Source organism: Flavobacteriales bacterium, from assembly GCA_021296215.1.
Taxonomy (GTDB): Bacteria; Bacteroidota; Bacteroidia; order Flavobacteriales; family ECT2AJA-044; genus ECT2AJA-044.
In genome coordinates this window covers 19,336-35,099 of sequence record JAGWBA010000019.1, presented here as the reverse complement: position 1 = coordinate 35,099, position 15,764 = coordinate 19,336, and the positions used below count along the sequence as shown (strand labels likewise).

11 protein-coding genes and 1 pseudogene (1 of these 12 running past the window's edge) are annotated in these 15,764 nt (G+C 49.6%); 10 read left to right on the top strand and 2 right to left on the bottom strand.

The genetic code is table 11. The features are described from left to right. The 8 genes and pseudogenes from J4F31_04990 to J4F31_04955 all read left to right on the top strand — a co-directional run. A pseudogene (locus tag J4F31_04990) lies at nucleotides 1-489 on the top strand (NADP-dependent malic enzyme); it begins 1,752 nt to the left of the window's first position. Continuing rightward, a complete protein-coding gene (gene ruvA / locus J4F31_04985) occupies nucleotides 486-1,067 on the top strand; it encodes a Holliday junction branch migration protein RuvA (protein ID MCE2495920.1) in 582 nt (193 codons plus the stop codon). The pseudogene J4F31_04990 and the gene ruvA overlap by 4 nt, the downstream one beginning before the upstream one ends. After that, complete coding sequence (sprA, locus tag J4F31_04980) at nucleotides 1,064-8,269, top strand: cell surface protein SprA (GenBank protein ID MCE2495919.1); 7,206 nt, start codon at nucleotides 1,064-1,066, stop codon at nucleotides 8,267-8,269. The genes ruvA and sprA overlap by 4 nt, the downstream gene beginning before the upstream one ends. A gap of 46 nt (nucleotides 8,270-8,315) precedes the next feature. Beyond that, nucleotides 8,316-8,696 carry a glycine cleavage system protein GcvH gene (gene gcvH, locus J4F31_04975; protein MCE2495918.1) on the top strand — a complete coding sequence of 127 codons (381 nt, stop codon included), beginning with the start codon at nucleotides 8,316-8,318 and terminating at the stop codon, nucleotides 8,694-8,696. A gap of 82 nt (nucleotides 8,697-8,778) precedes the next feature. Next, a complete protein-coding gene (locus tag J4F31_04970; GenBank protein ID MCE2495917.1) occupies nucleotides 8,779-9,069 on the top strand; it encodes a VanZ family protein in 291 nt (96 codons plus the stop codon). 67 nt (nucleotides 9,070-9,136) lie between these two features. Next, nucleotides 9,137-9,844 (top strand): TonB family protein, encoded by a 708-nt coding sequence (locus tag J4F31_04965; protein ID MCE2495916.1) that lies wholly within the window; start codon nucleotides 9,137-9,139, stop codon nucleotides 9,842-9,844. Between the two features lie 109 nt (nucleotides 9,845-9,953). Further along, a complete protein-coding gene (locus J4F31_04960; protein MCE2495915.1) occupies nucleotides 9,954-10,322 on the top strand; it encodes an energy transducer TonB in 369 nt (122 codons plus the stop codon). Between the two features lie 91 nt (nucleotides 10,323-10,413). Then, a complete protein-coding gene (locus tag J4F31_04955; GenBank protein ID MCE2495914.1) occupies nucleotides 10,414-11,145 on the top strand; it encodes an energy transducer TonB in 732 nt (243 codons plus the stop codon). On the opposite strand, the gene J4F31_04950 is transcribed toward J4F31_04955, so the two are convergent. Together J4F31_04950 and J4F31_04945 are read right to left on the bottom strand one after the other, a co-directional pair. Then, nucleotides 11,142-12,935, bottom strand: a complete 1,794-nt coding sequence (locus J4F31_04950) for a tetratricopeptide repeat-containing sensor histidine kinase (GenBank protein MCE2495913.1) — start codon at nucleotides 12,933-12,935, stop codon at nucleotides 11,142-11,144. The genes J4F31_04955 and J4F31_04950 overlap by 4 nt on opposite strands. A 42-nt stretch (nucleotides 12,936-12,977) precedes the next feature. After that, complete coding sequence (locus J4F31_04945) at nucleotides 12,978-13,139, bottom strand: hypothetical protein (protein ID MCE2495912.1); 162 nt, start codon at nucleotides 13,137-13,139, stop codon at nucleotides 12,978-12,980. Nucleotides 13,140-13,244: 105 nt separating this feature from the next. Here J4F31_04945 and deoC point away from each other — a divergent pair, with 105 nt between their 5' ends. Then, complete coding sequence (gene deoC, locus J4F31_04940; GenBank protein ID MCE2495911.1) at nucleotides 13,245-14,150, top strand: deoxyribose-phosphate aldolase; 906 nt, start codon at nucleotides 13,245-13,247, stop codon at nucleotides 14,148-14,150. A 1-nt stretch (nucleotide 14,151) separates the two neighbouring features. Next, the gene (locus J4F31_04935) at nucleotides 14,152-15,609 is read left to right on the top strand and encodes an aldehyde dehydrogenase family protein (GenBank protein ID MCE2495910.1); all 1,458 of its coding nucleotides are present in this window, start codon (nucleotides 14,152-14,154) and stop codon (nucleotides 15,607-15,609) included. Nucleotides 15,610-15,764: the final 155 nt, after the last annotated feature.

The window sequence follows — 15,764 nt, the reverse complement described above, 5'->3', positions numbered from 1 at the left end:
ACCACGATCAATGTGAATCCCGATGGCAGCGAGATCGCCGACATCGCGCTGATGGCGGCCCAGGCCGTTCGACAGTTCGGTATAGTGCCGCGAATCGCATTGTTGAGCTACAGCAACTTCGGGAGCTCGCGCGATGCGAACACAAGCAAAATGGCCTATGCGCGCGACTTGCTCAAACGCCGTTTTCCGGAAATGATCATCGATGGTGAAATTCAAGGGAACTTCGCTCTGAACGTAGAACTATTGCAAGAGACCTTCTCATTCTCCGATTTGTCCAAGTACGGAGCCAATATGCTCGTATTCCCGAACCTCGATTCCGGAAACATTTCGTACAAACTCATTCAGGAACTCACCGGTGCCGAAGCCATTGGACCCATCTTGATGGGGATGAACAAGCCCATGCACGTGCTACAACTCGGTGCAACGGTGCACGAGATCGTGAACATGGTTACGATCGCCGCTGCCGAAGCCCAAACAAAAAGCAGATGATCACACATTTGAGAGGACGACTCATCGAAAAATCGCCCACCCATGTGGTTATAGAATGCAACGGGGTCGGCTACCAAGTAAATATTACTCTGAACACGTATGAGCAGCTTCCGGCCGATGAGGCCGTATTCTTACACACCCACTTGCAGGTGCGCGAGGACGCCCATAAGCTGTACGGATTTGCCGATGCTACTGAGCGTGCCTTTTTTCGGCTGCTCATTGGAGTGAGTGGGGTTGGGGCGAGCACGGCGCAGGTGGTACTGAGTAGTATGAATCCGGCCGAGCTCCAGCAGGCGCTGGTGACGGAGAACGTGTCCGCCATGCAAAGTATCAAAGGAATTGGCGCAAAAACGGCCCAGCGGATCATCATCGATCTCAAGGGCAAAGCAGCTACTCTTGAAGTTGATGGAGAAATATCTTTACCGCTGAGCAATACCGCCCGAGACGAGGCGTTAACTGCATTGGATGTGCTGGGCTTCCCTAAGGCGAAGTCGCAAAAAGTAGTGGACGCACTTTTGAAGCAAGGTCCCGATTCGAGCGTGGAGGTCCTGATCAAGAAGGCGTTGAACAATATGTGAGCGGAAATTTGAAGGTGGCATTGGGCCATAGAACACAGAGCCTAGGGTGGCTATTTTTGTATTTAACGGTTGCGTTATTTCTGCCTGCGGCAGGATGGGCACAATCCGACACAATCGGTAATGGCGGTGGCCAACAGGGCGATCTCCTTCTGGATGAGCCAGGTAATGTGACCCAGTCGGTGCAGTACGATCCCGTTTCGAACCAATACGTGATCCAACGTATGCTGGGCGACTTCCCACTGGGACCACCTCAATTCCTTTCTCCGACCGAATACCAAGATTACGTCTTTAGCCAACAGAACGAGACCTACTGGAACAACAAGACCGGTCAGGGGGGTAATAGCGGTCTGGGCGGCGGACTCGAGGAGCAGGGTGGACTCCTACCACAATTCCAAGTTTGGGGCGAGGATTTCGACCGACTCTTTGGTGGAAACACCGTAGATATACGCCCGCGAGGATCCGCATCGCTCATTTTCGGGGCCATGATCAACAGAACCGATAACCCGGCCCTCCCCGAACGAAACCGGCGAACGGCCAGCTTCAATTTCGACGAGCGCATCCAAATGAACGTCACCGGAAGTATCGGCGACAAACTTCGCATCACAACGAACTACGATACCGAAGCCACTTTTAGTTTCGAGAACCAAATGAAGCTCGAGTACACGGGTGATGAAGACGAGATCATTCAACGGCTCGAAGTGGGTAACGTAGGACTGCCTTTGAACTCAACACTTATTACAGGAGCGCAAAGCCTTTTCGGGGTCAAGGCGCAAGCACGATTCGGAAAGGCGACCGTTACCGGAGTGTTTTCAGAGCAAAAGAGTGAGACCAGCACCATCAACGTCGAAGGCGGTGCACGTACTCAGGAATTCGAAATTCGGGTCGATGAATACGAAGCCAACCGTCACTTCTTCCTGAGCCGGTTCTTCCGCGACCGGTACGATGAATCGCTCGAACAGCTTCCGGTGATCACCTCCGGGGTAGAGATTACCAAGATCGAAGTGTGGGTGACCAACCGAACCAACATTACCGACGATACACGAAATATCGTCGGTTTCATGGATATGGGGGAGTCGGAAATAAACAATCCGGCCATAAGCTACAATGGCGGAACGTTGCCCGATAATGCTATCAATAGTTTGAATCCAGAAGATTTCGCCAATCCACAAGTCCGTAATATCAACCAAGTCAATGATTACCTCAATGCCCTTGGTTTCCGCGAGCAAATCGACTACGCCGAGCTGGAGACCGCACGTCGATTGAGGACCAACGAGTTTACCTACCACCCGAACTTGGGATATATATCCTTGAACCAATCGCTCAATGCCGATGAGGTCTTGGGCGTTGCTTTCCAGTATACCTATAACGGTCAAACGTATCAGGTCGGTGAATTCTCGAACGACGGTATCGACGCACCGCAAACCCTGATGGTGAAGTTGCTGAAGAGTGTGATCGTGGCCGTGAATGAACCGATGTGGGACCTGATGATGAAGAACGTGTATAACATCGGTGCCTTCCGGGTGAATCAGCAAGATTTCCGCCTCGATGTACTGTACGCCAACGATGAAACGGGTCAGCCCATGAACTTCATTCCCGAGGGTGGACTGAGCGACCAGATCCTTCTTCGAGTCTTGAATGTCGATAAGTTGAACAACAACAATGACCCACTGCCCGATGGGGTCTATGACTTTGTTCCGAACATTACTATAATACCTAGCAATGGCCGAATAATGTTCCCCGTTGCAGAGCCCTTTGGTGATCACCTGAGGGCACAATTCGAAGCCGTGGGCGACGGAACTTTGGCCGATGACTATGTATATGATCAGCTGTACGACAGTACTAAGTTCGTAGCTCAACAGGACGCTGTGCACAATAAGTTCTTGTTCCGAGGGAGCTATCGAAGTAGCAGCAGTAGCGAGATCCCATTGAATGCCATGAACGTGCCGCAAGGATCGGTTACGGTTACTGCGGGTGGCCAACAACTGGTCGAGAATGTTCACTATACGGTCGATTACAACCTCGGGCGTGTGAAGATCATCGACGAAGGACTTTTAAATTCGGGAACACCAATCCAGATTTCGCTGGAAAATAATTCACTATTCAACTTTCAGGCTAAGCGGTTCATGGGAGCCCATGTCGATTATGAAGTTAGCGACGACTTTATGCTGGGAGGTACCATTTTGAACCTCGGGGAACGTCCGCTTACCCAGAAGGTGAATATGGGAGACGAGCCCATAAATAACACGATTTGGGGCTTTAACGGAAATTACACAACTGAGTCGCGCTTCTTGACGCGAATGGTCGATGCGTTGCCGGGAATAAGCACGAAGTCGAAATCCACGATCAACGTAACGGGAGAGTTCGCTCAATTGATCCCGGGATCTCCACGAGGTATCAAGATCGACGGCGATGGAACCAGTTACATCGATGATTTTGAGAATAGCCAAATCACCATCGATATACGAACCGTTACGCAGTGGTCCATTGCATCGACACCTCAAGGTCAATCGGACCTCTGGCCCGAGGCCGGAGAAAGTAAGAACGTGGCATATGGGTTCAACCGTGCAAAGTTGGCTTGGTACGTAGTGGATCCACTTTTCCACCGAAATAACTCGCTCACGCCCGACCACATTCGAAACGACCCCGATCAACAGAGTAACCACTTTGTTCGGGAAGTCCTGATCACCGAGCTATTCCCTGCTAAAGATATTCCAAACGGCCAGCCCACCAACATGGCGGTGCTCAACATGGCGTTTTATCCAAGCGAACGCGGACCGTACAACTTCGATGTAGAGCCCGGCCAGCACTCGGCCGGACTCAACCCCGACGGTAGTTTGGCTCAGCCCGAAACGCGCTGGGGAGGGATCATGCGCTCGATCACTCAGTCGAACTTCGAAACAGCAAACGTAGAGTTCATTCAGATGTGGATCCTCGATCCATTCGTGTATGACCCGAATGCACAAGGTGGAGACCTTTATATCCACTTGGGAAACATCAGCGAGGATATTCTTCGCGACAACCGCAAGGCCTTTGAGAACGGCTTACCTGAAGGAACCGTTATCGAGGAAGTAGATACCACGCAGTGGGGGCATGTGCCGACGAATCAGTCGATCGTAAACGCTTTTGCCAATGACCCGGATGCTCGTGCGCGACAAGATATTGGACTTGACGGGCTCAATAATGGCCTAGAGGCTAACTGGCCTTATAATGGAGATACTTTGCCAGGCACTCCCTCTTATCTCGATCTCGTAGCAGCCGCCTACGGAACTAGTTCGGGCGCGTACCAACAAGCTTTGAACGACCCTGCAAACGACGACTATCATTACTATCGTGGATCCGATTACGACAACGCGGAGGTTCCTATTCTCGAGCGATACAAACGATATAACAACACAGAGGGGAACTCCCCGGTAGGGAACAGTATCGAGCCTTATCCGACCGCGGCGACCACCTTACCCGATGTGGAGGACATTAACCAAGATCAAACGCTTAGTAAAACCGAGGCCTACTACCAGTACCGGATCAGTATTCGCCCCGAGGACATGGTCATCGGTGAAAACTACATTACAGACGCGGTAACAGCATCGGTTAAACTTCAAAACGGACAGGTCGATGAGGTGACTTGGTATCAGTTGAAAGTTCCCATCTTCGAGCCGGATCGCGTAGTTGGTAATATCTTCGATTTCCGCAGTATTCGCTTTATGCGTATGGTGTATACCGGGTTCCAGGACTCCTTGATCATGCGTTTTGCTCGCCTGGAGTTCGTGCGTTCAGACTGGAGACGATATTCTGATAACCTCGCTGTTCCGGGTGAGGATTTGGACGATGATTTCGATGATGACACCAACTTTGACTTGACCGCAGTCAACCTCGAAGAGAATGGTCAGCGTTCGCCCATACCTTATGTGATTCCCCCCGGTATCGATCGTCAGGTACTCTTTGGAACCACCAACCTTCAAGCTCAGAACGAGCAGTCGATAAGCCTTCGGGCCTGTGAGTTAGAAGATGGAGATGCCCGTGCGGCATTTAAGAACATCAATATGGATATGCGGAACTACAACCGCATCAAGATGTTCGTCCATGCCGAGGATGCTCGCGACGGAGACGATCTGCAGGATGGGGATTTGACGGCGTTCATGCGATTGGGGTCCGACTTCACTCAGAACTATTACGAATATGAGATTCCGGTCAAAGTAACCCCGTGGGGAACCTCTGATCCCGGAGCCATTTGGCCCGAACAGAACGAATTCGACTTTGCATTTGAAGAGATCACCCAAGCGAAGTTGGCACGAAACGGTGCCATGCAGGGGAATCCGGACGTGAATTTGACCACTCCGTTTACTGTGATAAACGCGAAGGGCCACCGGATAACCATTGTGGGTAACCCGAGTTTGGGTAATGTGCGTACCATCATGTTGGGTATGCGAAACCCGAAAAAGCTAGGCCCTTCGAATCCGGATGATGGAATGAGCAAATGTGCCGAGGTATGGTTTAATGAATTGCGATTGACCGACTTTGATCAACGTGGAGGCTACGCAGCTACCGTAAGGGCCGTGGCGAAGTTGGCCGATTTTGGTACGGTGAGCCTTTCGGGTAACTACAGCACGGTCGGATTTGGAGGTATCGACAAGGCGGTCCAGGATCGGAACAAGGAAGAGATCATCGAATACAACTTCCAGTCGAACCTGAACTTGGGTCAATTCTTTGGCAACTCGGGTATTCGTATTCCGATGTACTTCGGATACGGAGAGCGAATCGCCAACCCGATGTTCAACGAATTGGATACGGATATCGAAACGCCAGAAGCGTACGACGCCTTGGATAATGCACAGGAGCGCGATTCGCTGAAATCGATCATTCAGGACTACACGCGGCGCACCAGCGTGAACTTTACGAATGTTCGCAAGGAACGGACTACGGGAGGCAACCGACCTTCGCCCGGAGCACCCGGGGTGCCACAAGGTCCGGGAGCTTTAAACCAACAGGCTCCGAAAAAGGAAATGCCTTGGGATATCGAAAACTTCTCGGTGACCTACTCGTGCAACGAAACTTATCACCGCGATGTGAATACGGAATATTCGGTAATGAAGAATACGCAAGGCCAGTTGGCATATAACTTCAATACCCGCCCTGAGAATGTGCGTCCATTCAGGAATGTGAATTTCCTGAGAAGCTCTAAGTGGCTTCGATTGTTCAGTGAGGCGAATTTCTACTACTTACCGAGCCGTTTTGCGTTCCAGACGAATATTCGGAGGGATTATGCCGAGACCAAGCTGCGAAATAACAGCGATGCAATTTTGCTCATTGAACCGAACTACAACAAGGCATTTACCATGGATCGGGTGTACGACCTCAAATACGACCTGACCAAGAACATTAAGATCGACTATACGGCTACCTCGAACAACCGGATCGATGAGCCCGAAGGAGCCATTGACGATAGTGCACGGGACAGTATTTGGTCCAATTTCTGGAATGGCGGCCGTTCAACGCGATTCCACCAAACCTTGAATTTCAACTGGCAATTGCCGGTGAATTTGATCCCTATACTCGACTGGACCAATGCTACTTATCGCTACACCAGTAATTACGATTGGTCTACGGCCTCGTTAACCCGATTGAGTTTTGGTAACACTATTGAAAACAGTAATACGCAGCAGTATAACGTTCAGTTCAACTTTACACAACTGTACAATAAAGTGGGCTTTTTGCGAAATGCCAATCAGCGTAACAACAGTCAGCGAAGAATGCCGAATCGCCGAACGCGAAATGGGAATGAGCCGGAGAATAACGAAGAGGAGGAGGAAGAAGAAAAAGAAGGAGAATTCGGAAAGGCTTTGTTGCGCTTTCTAATGATGGTGAAAAACGGGAACATCAGTTATACCACGAATGTGGGAACCTTATTGCCCGGTTACTTGCCTTCGACTTCGTACTTTGGTATGACGAATTACAACGGAGGCATGGCTCCGACCTTAGGGTTCGTATTTGGGAGTCAAGAAGACATCCGGCCGCAGGCCGCCGCCAATGGCTGGATCACTACCGATACGCTTCAACCACAGCGGTATGCGCAGACGGTTTCGCAGAACCTTAACCTGCGATTGAATTTAGAACCCATTCGGGATTTCCGCATCGAGTTAACGGGCAACAGAACCTATACCGAGAATTTCGAATCATTCTTCCGCTATGTGCCGGACGATGACAATTTCCAAGATTTGAATCCGATGTACCGCGGTAATTTGAGCATTAGTTTTTTGAGTTGGGCTACCGCTTTTGAAAAAGTAAGCTTCATCAGTAAAGGAGAGTTCCAGTCTGATACCTACGATCAATTCCTGGAGAATCGATATGTGATCGCCGAACGCTTGGCTTTGGATAGAGATGGTGTGGTTATAATCGACGACACAACAGGATTCCCGGTAGGTTATGGCCCTACTCAACAAGATGTACTGATCCCAGCATTCCTTGCGGCCTATCAGGGTTCGGATGCATCCTCATACAGCACAAGAACCCTACGAGATGTGCCCTTACCGAACTGGCGCATCACGTATGACGGACTCATGAAGATTCCATGGATTCGCGAAACCTTTAGAACCGTGACTTTGAGCCACGCCTATAGATCGACGTACACGGTAGGGAGCTTTCAAACGGACTTAAGGGTTCAGGATTCTGACGACGGTTTGGATCCATCCGGAAATTACTTTGCAGAATACCAGATTCAGACCGTTGCTGTTCGCGAGCAGTTTTCGCCTCTGATCAAGGTCGATGTGACCATGAACAACAGCTTGACTTCGAGAGTTGAGATGCGCCGCGACCGAAGTATGACGATGAGCTTCGCGAATAATCAGATCACCGAGATCACCGGTCGGGAGTATATTTTTGGAGCGGGTTACCGTTTCCGCGACGTTCCATTCAGAATGAAGAGTGGTGGACGAACGAAAAGAATCGTTTCGGACCTTAATGTTCAGGCTGATGTCAGTATTCGACAAAACCGGACGGTCATCCGACGAATCGTCGAAGGAACCACACTACCTACCGGAGGGCAAAGTCTGATCAAGATCCAGCTTTCGGCCGATTACGTGATTTCGCGCCGTTTTAACGTGCGCTTGTTCTTCGACCGCGTTATGACGAATTACGAGGTTTCTACCGCTGTCTCGACGGCAAATACCAACTTCGGTATCGAGATGCGCTTCACCTTAGGTCAGTGATGCAAGATTCTCTATGTTAGGGCCTCAATTAATCGCTATACAGAAGATGAATATCCCTGAAGATTTGAAGTACACCAAAGACCACGAATGGATCCGTAAGGAAGGAGACTTGTTTGTGGTGGGTATCACCGATTTCGCACAAGGCGAATTGGGCGACATTGTATATGTGGAAGTGGAAACCGAAGGAGACCAACTCGACGCTGAGGAAGTATTTGGATCGGTTGAAGCAGTAAAGACCGTCTCGGATCTTTTTATGCCGGTCACCGGAGAAGTCGTTGAGTTCAATGAAGGTTTGGAAGATGATCCCGAGAAAGTAAATGAGGATCCATACGGAGCCGGATGGATGATCAAAATAAAGCCTGACAACGCGGAGGATTTCGACAACTTATTAGATGCTGGGGCCTACAAGGAGGTGATCGGTGCCTAATAAAGGTTGGCTTAGACGATTCATTCCCTCAATTCTCTGGGCGGGAATCATACTCTTGACGAGTTTGACTCCCGGTAGCGATATGCCACGAGTGCAATTTTCGGATAAGTTCGCCCATGCTTTCGTCTATTTCGTTTTGACCTTATTACTTGCGAGAGCGTGGTTAAAGCAAGATCACAAAGTCGTGTGGCGCAATAGAGCTTTCTTGCTCGCGTTTATACTAAGCATGGTCTTGGGTGGGGTGCTCGAGTTGGTACAACATTATATAATCGAAGGCCGAAGAGGTGAATTGCTCGATATAGCTGCGAATTTGGGTGGTGCATTGATGGCGTATCCCATGCACAGGCTATTGAGAGGTGGAAGTTTTACCTAAAATTAATAGCACTTTTTGGAGTGCACAGGGCGAATGCCTATTTTTAACGTCCAATTCTGAAAAGGTAATGGAACAGAAGAAAAATCCACAAGCGGATCTCGAACGCTCTCGTTCGATCTTCACTTTGATCGGGTTGATCGTTGCTCTTGGGGTAGTGATCTTCTTATTTGAGTGGAAGACCTACGAGCGTGAGTTGATGGACTTAGGAAGTCTGGATATGGAGATCGACGAAGAAATGGTCCCCGTGACCTTGCGTCAAAAGAAGCCACCTCCCCCGCCACCACCTCCCCCCGAGGTTATTCAAGTGGTAGAGGATGATAAGGAGATCGAAGACGAGATCAAGATCCAAGATCAGGATTTCGACGAGGAAGAGATCATCGAGATCATTGAAGAACCGGAAGAGGAAGAGGTTTTGGAACCCATGAACTTCATGGTCGTGGAAAACAAGCCGGTATTCCCAGGTTGTGAGAACCTTAAAGATGCGAATGAGCAAGACATGTGTTTCAACCAGAAAATCAACGAACACATTCTTACGGTCTTTAAATACCCGCCGATCGCAAGGGATATGGGTATTCAAGGGAAAGTATTTGTAACCTTCGTAATCGACCAACAAGGTAAGATCACGAATGCAACAGTAGGGCGTGGTGTAGACAAGCACCTCGATGCAGAAGCTGTTCGAATTGTGAACACACTACCGCAAATGACTCCCGCAAAACAACGTGGAAAGTCCGTGCCGGTAGCCTTTACGGTGCCGATCAACTTTAAGTTGCAGTAAAGTATTTGACCACAAGTACAGCCCTCGAGTATTCGAGGGCCTTTTTAATTTCACACTTATGTACAGAACCATTTTCATTTCCATGATGGTTATCGCGTCCTTGGGCTCCATGGCACAGGAAGCGGTGAGCTTCAATTCGGTTGATACAATGCCCATTTTTCCGGGATGCGAAGAAGTTAAGGATGAAAATGAGCGCACTTCATGCTTTAACATGAAGCTCGCTGAACACATTAGCAATCACTTTGAGTATCCTGAACTAGCGATGAAAAAAAACATAGAAGGCAAGGTCTATGTGACCTTCGTTATTTCAATGGATGGTAGCGTTAGAGATATTGAAGTTGCTCTTTCCGCTCATGCTTCATTGGATGAAGCAGCTGTGAAGGTCATAAAGTCATTGCCTCAATTCAATCCCGCAACTCGAAACGGGAAGCCTGTACCGGTTGCGTTGACCGTTCCGATCAATTTCCGGCTTTCCTGAACGCCATTGAACACCGGTATAGAATCTCGGCACCCTTTTTGTCGCTCTTTTAGTAGCCACCCAGTTTAATCTCAATTAAACTGTACTATTTATGGAACTCAAGAAGTCGCCTAAAGCTGATCTCGAAAGGCACAAATTCGTGTTTCGATTGATCGGGGCCAGCATTGCAATTTTACTGGCCATCACTGTTATTCAATGGAAGTCTTTCTCAGACCTCAAAACTCATTCGATCATTGAAGCAGACCGACCGTATGTTGAAGAACTGCCACCGGTAGTGTACATCAGCGATGATCGAAAACCGGCCAAACCCAAGTCCGAGAAGCCGGCTGACCTAAAGACCAAAGCAACTCCGGCAGTAAAAAAGAAGCTCGTGGTCGTAAGTAATACACAGATCGTTCCTAACGCTGAAAAGAATTGGGGAGTACCTGATTATATTCCTAAAGGCCAAGATGAGGAACTTACCGAGCCCGTTCCATATGTATTAGTAGAGAGCATGCCTGTTTTTCCGGGATGCGAAGGACTAAAAGGGGAGGAGCTAAAACTGTGCTTTGAAGAAAGACTCCTCAAGTTCGTTGCTGATAATGTGAAGTATCCCACAATGTCCAAGGTTATGGGTGTTGAAGGTCGTGTGTTTGTTTCATTCGTCGTCGATAAGAATGGTGAGGTCAAAGATGTGGAGGTGACCAGAGGTCCCGATAAGTATTTGATTGATGAAGGAGCTCGATTGGTGAACTCTCTCCCTAAGATGAGTAGTCCTGCAATGCAACGTGGCAAGCCTGTTCCAATACAATACGGGTTACCTATAAAATTCGCTTTGCACTAGGCAGAAAGAGGAAATCGGAGGGCGATCTCCGTTCCTTTACCAACTTCGGTCGAGCAGGTCACCCGACCTTGATTCATGCGAGCAAACTCCTTGACGTGCAGGAGTCCAACACCGACTCCTTGCTCTTTCAGGGTACCTACCGAGCTATAGGAACGATCTTCGTCAAAAATCTTCTTGCGCACTTCCTCGGTCATGCCCACGCCTTGATCTCGAACCCCCAGAACGATCTCATCTTCATCGCGATATGCAAAAAAAGTCACGGAATCTCCGGGGCTAGAGAATTTAATCGCATTGGAAATAAGGTTCCGCATGATCGATTGAAGATATACCGGGTTCAGTCGTACGGTTAAATCCGCCGGTTCGATTTCCGGAATACAATTTATACCCTTGCTCTCCATATCTAGTGCAAGCAGTTTATGGGTGCCTTCAAAAGCCTCGTAGCAGGAAACGGCTTCAATCTCGGGCCGATTTCCACGCATAATTTTTCGGACCGATTCAAGTACTTTGTTTATTTCGCCGAGCGATTGCTCAGAGCGTTCCGTCAAAGCCTTGACCAGACCTGCTTTTTCCGCTTCAGGGGTCAAAGGGTCCTGCAGCAGATCGGCGACCATCTTCACTTGAGTTAAGGGTGCGCGAAGGTCATGACTGATCAGCGCAACGAGTCGATCGCGCAACCGGGCATCGTCCATAATCTGAGCCTGACTGGTTTCGAGCAGCTCGTATTGCGATTGAAGCGTATTATTCTTTCCTTTAAGCAGGTTTGCCAATCGCTGTAGCTTTTTTCTGTTTTTATTCGATGTGTAGAACAGATAGGCCAACAGTAAACCGCCGACAAAAATCAATACAAATACGATTCGACCTCGTTGCAATCGAGTAGAGACGAAGTTCTCACGCTCTGAAAGAGCCGCGAGTTGTGCCGATTTTCTTTTCAATTCAGCTTCCAGAAACGACTCCTTTAAAGGAGTTGAGCGAATACGATCGTTGTACGAATTGAGTGAGTCACTCATGCTTAAGGCCTTTTCCCAATTGCCCCGAGTGCGATGAAAATCCACCTCTTCGTCGATCAAATATCCGATCAACGAGGGGGACTTATTGAGAAGGGCATAGTGCCAGGCCGAATCCAAGGCGATTTCGGCCATATGTACCTCTTCGAGTTCATTCAGGGCAAGTCCTCGGCCAAGGAATGAGTAGGCAATACCAGCTTTATCGCCCAGTTTTCTGTTCACGGTTAAGCCGTTATCAGCATATATAAGGCTCATTTCATGCTTTCCGAGCAGGTGATAATTGTAAGCAAGGTCGTTCAAGAGCACGGCCTTATCGAGAAGACCCGTATGGAGCTCTTTATTGATCGCTAATCCCGTTTCTGCATAGTAGATGGCGCTATCGAGCTGACCTAATTCTGCCTGAAACTCAGACATGATGCCGTAAATACCGGGAAGCCCGAATGAGTCGGACTTTAAAATCATATTCATAGCTGTTTTGGCTATGGCAAACCCAGTTTCGATATTGCCTTGTTGAAGGTATAAATTGCAATAGTTGTACAAGATAGTCGAGTGCCCCAAAGGATCGTCTCCCACCTTTTCGAAATACTCTTCAGCAGCCGAAAAGTGCGCTACAGCTTCGGAGGTATTTCCAAGCTCCATGTACACGTTGCCCTGGTAATTGTGATTCCATGCAAGGTCGTACTCACTTCCGTAATTCTTGAAATACTCTTCGGCCCGCAAGAAATGATACATGGCCGAATCGTATTGACTTTTCATGTAAAAACCATCACCTAGAATCTCGTGCATATTCCCTCGAAAAGCTCCGGTCAATTCTTAATCGGACAAAAGTCACCACGCCCTCTTCATTACCGAGTCGGGATTCTCTCTCACATAGTAGTACATGTCGAGCGTCTCCTCGTACAGACTTAAACTGTCGGGAACATTGGCCTTTGGAGCCAGTGGGCTCAATAAGGCAAGAATAATTAGGAACCGCCGAGAAACCCGTTTCATGACTGGGATCTACGGTTTTTCGGTGGGAGTCGCAAGATACTGTAATTGAGTGAATTAAGAAAAGCATGCAAAAAGTAGAATTCACCCTATCTTAGTTCACCTAAAATGCCGTTCATGAATTTCAATCCGAGCCGGGTTTCAACCATCGATCGAGTTGGTTTAGAAGAGCGCGCCAAGAGGTTTCAATCGCGCAGCATTAAAAAGGCTGCAAAGATCTCGGGCCTTGAGAAAGTGCTGTCCATGATCGATCTCACCACTCTCGAAGGAATGGACACACCCGGTAAAGTGCGACAGCTTTGTTACAAAGCTCAGCATTTACACGATTCCTACCCCGGACTTCCACAAGTCGCAGCGGTGTGCGTGTACCCCACCTTGGTGCGAACCGCCCGCGAAGCATTGGGTAACAGCCCGATCAATGTGGCAGCTGTGGCAACGTATTTCCCCAGTGGGCAATCGAGCCATCAAGTCAAAATTGACGATACCAAATTCGCCGTAGACGAAGGGGCGAATGAAATTGATATGGTAATCTCCCGAGGGAGGTTCTTGGCCGGCGATTACAATTTCGTGTACGATGAGATTGCCGCCGTAAAGGAGGCTTGTGGAAAAGCTCATTTAAAAGTGATCCTCGAAGTGGGCGAGCTCGATACCTACGACGATGTTCGACTGGCATCTGATTTAGCCATTGCGGCCGGAGCTGACTTCATTAAAACCAGCACCGGAAAGATCCCCGGTGCGGCGACCATTCCCGTGACCCTGGTCATGCTCTACGCTATACGCGACCACTACCTGAGAACGGGTAAGCGCATCGGTATGAAGCCTGCGGGCGGAATCAGCAACAGTAAGCTCGCATTGCATTATCTCGTTATGGTCAAAGAAACCTTGGGGGCCGACTGGCTCACGCCGGGCCTCTTTCGCTTCGGCGCCAGCTCACTCGCCAACGACGTGCTAATGCAACTCGAAAAACAGCGCACCGGCGCGTACCAGAGTATGAACTATTTCTCGATCGACTGATATGGCACAAGAACACGAATTTGACTTTCACAGCGGCTGGACCTACGAACCGGCACCCGAAAGCAGCGAACACGTATCCATCGCCGAACAGTACGAACTCTTTATCGATGGGGAATTCTCTCGGCCTACGGCCGGAAGGTATTTTCCTACGGTCAATCCAGCCACCGAATTGCCGCTCAGCCAAATCGCCGAAGCAGATGAGTCCGATGTCGATCGGGCGGTCGCATCGGCCCGTAGGGCCCACAAAAAATGGAGCAAATTGCCCGGAAAGGAGCGGGCGAAATACTTGTTCCGCTTGGCCCGCATGATCCAGGAGCGAGCGCGCGAGTTTGCCGTGATCGAAAGTATGGACGGCGGAAAACCCATCCGCGAGAGCCGCGACGTGGATGTTCCACTTGTCGCCCAACACTTCTTTTACTACGCCGGTTGGGCCGACAAGCTCGATTACGCCTTTCCGAGGGGTGCTGAGTCGCTGGGCGTTTGCGGTCAAATAATCCCTTGGAACTTCCCTTTACTCATGGCTGCGTGGAAGCTGGCGCCAGCGCTCGCGGCCGGAAATACGGTGGTATTGAAGCCCGCCGAGACTACTTCGTTGACCGCTTTGAAGTTGGCCGAACTGGTCGCCGATTGCGACTTTCCGAAAGGAGTGGTCAATATCGTGACCGGTGCCGGGAAAACGGGTGCGGCACTGGTGAATCATCCCGATGTCGATAAAATTGCGTTTACTGGATCCACGGAAGTGGGCAAGATCATTCAGCGGGCGACGGCCGGAACCAACAAGAAATTGACCCTTGAATTAGGGGGCAAGGCAGCGCATATTATTTGTCGCGATGCCGCGATCGATCAAGCCGTAGAGGGCATCGTCAACGGCATTTTCTTTAATCAAGGTCATGTATGCTGCGCCGGGTCCCGCCTGTTCGTTCAAGAGGCGGTGGCCGATGAGGTGATCGCAAAATTAAAGATGCGCATGGAGAGCCTCATCGTCGGTGATCCGCTCGATAAGAACACCGATATCGGAGCCATTAACAGCAAGGGACAATTGAAGACCATTCAAGAATACCTAAAGCTGGGTAAAAAAGAAGGGGCTGAAATGTATACCCAGGACATCGCGCTGCCGAAAAAGGGTTACTGGTGCGCGCCGACCCTGTTCTTGGAGACGTCGCAGAGCCATCGGATCGTTCAGGAAGAAATCTTTGGACCCGTGCTGGCGGTGCAGACCTTTAGGTCGCTGGACGAGGTGATCACGAAGGCGAATAATACACCCTATGGGCTGAGCGCCGGTGTATGGACACAGAAGGGGTCGAAGATATTTGAACTGACGGGAAAACTGAAGGCCGGGGTCGTGTGGGCGAACAGCTACAACCTGTTCGATGCCGCAAGTCCGTTCGGTGGATACAAAGAAAGCGGATTTGGACGCGAAGGCGGGCTTCCCGGTCTCGCAGGGTACCTGCGAGATTAGGTTCCGATGAAGCCGGAATCGGGTTTTCGAAAAGCGAAAATCAGGTTCGCTAAGGCGAATCAGGAATAAAAAGAAAGTCCCCCGCTGGCGGGGGTTGGGGGTGGAATGATAATTTGACTAAACCGAAATCATGATCGCCAAAGGCGAATCGGAAT

Coding starts and splice junctions, on each gene's coding strand:
- ruvA (MCE2495920.1), top strand. CDS start 486: ATGATCACACATTTGAGAGGACGACTCATCGAAAAATCGCCCACCCAT.
- J4F31_04950 (MCE2495913.1), bottom strand. CDS start 12,935: ATGCACGAGATTCTAGGTGATGGTTTTTACATGAAAAGTCAATACGAT.
- J4F31_04945 (MCE2495912.1), bottom strand. CDS start 13,139: ATGAAACGGGTTTCTCGGCGGTTCCTAATTATTCTTGCCTTATTGAGC.
- J4F31_04965 (MCE2495916.1), top strand. CDS start 9,137: ATGGAACAGAAGAAAAATCCACAAGCGGATCTCGAACGCTCTCGTTCG.
- J4F31_04970 (MCE2495917.1), top strand. CDS start 8,779: ATGCCACGAGTGCAATTTTCGGATAAGTTCGCCCATGCTTTCGTCTAT.
- J4F31_04960 (MCE2495915.1), top strand. CDS start 9,954: ATGGCACAGGAAGCGGTGAGCTTCAATTCGGTTGATACAATGCCCATT.
- deoC (MCE2495911.1), top strand. CDS start 13,245: ATGCCGTTCATGAATTTCAATCCGAGCCGGGTTTCAACCATCGATCGA.
- J4F31_04955 (MCE2495914.1), top strand. CDS start 10,414: ATGGAACTCAAGAAGTCGCCTAAAGCTGATCTCGAAAGGCACAAATTC.
- J4F31_04935 (MCE2495910.1), top strand. CDS start 14,152: ATGGCACAAGAACACGAATTTGACTTTCACAGCGGCTGGACCTACGAA.
- gcvH (MCE2495918.1), top strand. CDS start 8,316: ATGAATATCCCTGAAGATTTGAAGTACACCAAAGACCACGAATGGATC.